At 65.7% G+C, this 2,549-nt stretch carries 2 protein-coding genes and 1 tRNA gene; all 3 read left to right on the top strand.

Translation table 11 applies throughout. The features are described 5' to 3' along the window. The first annotated feature begins 226 nt into the window (after nucleotides 1–226). A tRNA-Ile gene (locus tag RB628_RS38225) sits at nucleotides 227–300 on the top strand. Nucleotides 301–1,622: 1,322 nt separating this feature from the next. Beyond that, nucleotides 1,623–2,039 carry a transposase gene (locus RB628_RS38220; protein ID WP_318325253.1) on the top strand — a complete coding sequence of 139 codons (417 nt, stop codon included), beginning with the start codon at nucleotides 1,623–1,625 and terminating at the stop codon, nucleotides 2,037–2,039. Between the two features lie 287 nt (nucleotides 2,040–2,326). After that, the coding region (locus tag RB628_RS38215) for a type II toxin-antitoxin system VapB family antitoxin (protein ID WP_318324910.1) at nucleotides 2,327–2,549 on the top strand (223 nt) is incomplete at its 3' end.

Below are 2,549 nucleotides of genomic sequence, written 5' to 3'. Positions count from 1 at the left end.
ATTGGCAGAGCAGCCGGCTGTTAACCGGCAGGTTACTGGTTCGAGTCCAGTCGGGAGAGCGCTTGAACGAGGACCCCGGTGGGGTCCTTTTTCATGCCCGGGGGAACCGTGCGAGCCGCGTCGAGGTCCCCATGGTCATGCGAAGTCGACCATCCGAAGCAGGAGATCGTATGAGCGGCTATGCTGCGGCAGACGGCGCGCACAAATGTGCGCGACGCGCCGTAATGGGGCGGTAGCTCAGCCGGTTAGAGCAGCGGACTCATAATCCGTCGGCCGTGGGTTCGAGTCCCACCCGCCCCACCTGCGCAAGCCTCTGACCTGCGGAAACGTTCATTTTGTTCTGTCGGATCGTCAACTTTGCCTGGACGGACTGAATCCGCTGCTCGTGAGTTTGGAGTCCGGAGACGGCCTGGGGACCTGCAAACCGTCTGACCTGCAGCTGAGTGGATGATCGAGGTCCTGGCTCGCGGTCCGGGCGACTGACTTGAGGGCCGATGCCAAGACCCAGGGGCCGTACAGGGGCCGGGAGGGCGTAGCCGTGTCCAGGCGACGCTTTCTCCGGGGCAGTTCGTTGAATGTCGGACCAGCAGGGAGGGTGGCACGGCTGCCGGTACGTCTGGTTCGCAGGGTGGGGGACAAGGAAACTGCCCGAACAGGAAACGGCCCTGCGGGATCGCCAGTGGCCTGTTTTCCGAAGCCGTCCGCACGGTAAGCCGGGCGGGGCCGCGCAGGAGGTGTGAACCAGCTGCCACTTCGACCTGGCACACCCTCCCTCCGGACATGGCCCTCGGCGGTCCACGGTCCGACCACGTCCGTGTGAGGACATCGCAGACAGGTGAGGCAGGGCTGTCACGGACCGTGGATCGCGGTCCTGCGTGAGCCGCACGGCGCGGCGGATCGGTGTTCGTCCACGGCGCGCTGTGCCCTGGCGAGCGGCTTGGCGTCGGTGGGCCGCGCAACCACTTCCCTCTTGTGCTTTCGAAGACGTACCTGTTCATCTCGGGCGGCATCGGCGTCACCCCGCCGCTGCCGATGGTCCGGCAGGCCGAACTGCTGTGCGCGGAGTGGCAGTTGCTGTACGGCGGAGTTCAGGGACTGGTGCCAGGGCGTAGGACTAGGTGGTGGCTTCCGGATCCGAGCAGTCTGGTGGCCTGTGTAGAGTGCCAGCCTTCGGGTGGGAGGAACCGTCCGCATCGAACTGGCCCCCGGTGTCGTCGTACGCCTGCACGCGGGGGAGCGGACCGAATGGGAGGTCCGCTCCACCCTGCGAAAGGTCTACGTCGCAGCCGGCTGAGCCGCCGTCCGGCGCCGACGGTCATAGAGGCTCCGTCCGGACCACCGGCCTGGAGCCACTGCGCGTTGGAAGGAGAATCCGCTGCGTGCCGGTTCGAGACCCGCTCCGGAGCCGGGGCGATCGTCCCGGTACTGGTTGGGCTTGTCCTTCAGGTTGGACACAAGGATCGGAAAAGACTGACAAGGGCTGAGCTTGAGATAAAACCTCAGGCTGCTCGGCGGTAGGTGTTCGAGTCCCCCACATGGGGAAACGCCGGACACGGCGACGGCCGCGCCCTGATTCTCGGGTTGTGAGACCAACGAAAACCGGCGCGACCGCCGCTGTCAGTGTGCCCGATCGTGACGCCCGCGACGCGGCCTTGAGGGAACTCAAGGAGTTCCGGGTCGACTTCCGCGCCTGCCTGACGCGCTGGGGTGACGAACTCTTCGAAATCGGTGATGCGGTGCTGTGCAGCGACGGTCCGGTGCGCGGTCTGGCCGACCTCAGCCTCACACCCGAGCACACCCGCTCCCACGGCTCGGTGCAACGCGCCATGAACGACGGGAGAATCGACTTCGAGCGTCTGAACTGGTCCTTCGTGCTGCGTGACCTCCCGCGCGGTCCGGGCGGCGGCATCGTCCTGGCCGTCGATGTGACGCCCTGGCTACGCCCCGACGCGAACACCAGTGGCCAGCGGACCTTCTGCCACCCGCCCTACTCCGCGCTACGCGAGGAGAAACCTTCTGACCAGGCATCTCCCTGGTAGGGGCGAGGGTGTGAGGGTCCTGGAGACCCCGTGGTGATCATGATTTCATGATCGTCTGGACGCCTTTCTGGACGCCAATTCCGATCAAGTCGGGCATGGCGCCTATGTAGTATTTCGTGCCGACGTCGAGCAGGCCTCCGCAGGCTCGCCCTGTGGCGGGAAGCGGTCCATGGGAACGCCCCGACATCCGGCGCACTTCCCTCGCGTGCTCTGTCTGTGATCGATGGCTGCGCCCAATGTTGGTGATGTATCTTGGGTACATACATCGTGGATGTTGGAGGTGTCCGATGTCCGTCACGCAGATTGATCTCGATGACGAGGCGCTGGCCGAGGCCATGCGGCTGATGGGTGTCACGACGAAGAAGGAGACCGTCAACGCGGCCCTTCGGGACTACGTGGCGCGGATCAAGCGGCTTGAGGCTGCGGAGAAGTTGGCCGCGCGGGGTGCGCGTGGTGAGTTCGAGCAGGCCGCGGCGGCGCATGACGCGGAGAAGCGTGCGCGACGCGAGG

Source organism: Streptomyces sp. ADMS (assembly GCF_033441795.1).
Classification (GTDB): Bacteria; Actinomycetota; Actinomycetes; order Streptomycetales; family Streptomycetaceae; genus Streptomyces.
This window is presented reverse-complemented; position numbering and strand designations above follow the sequence as displayed.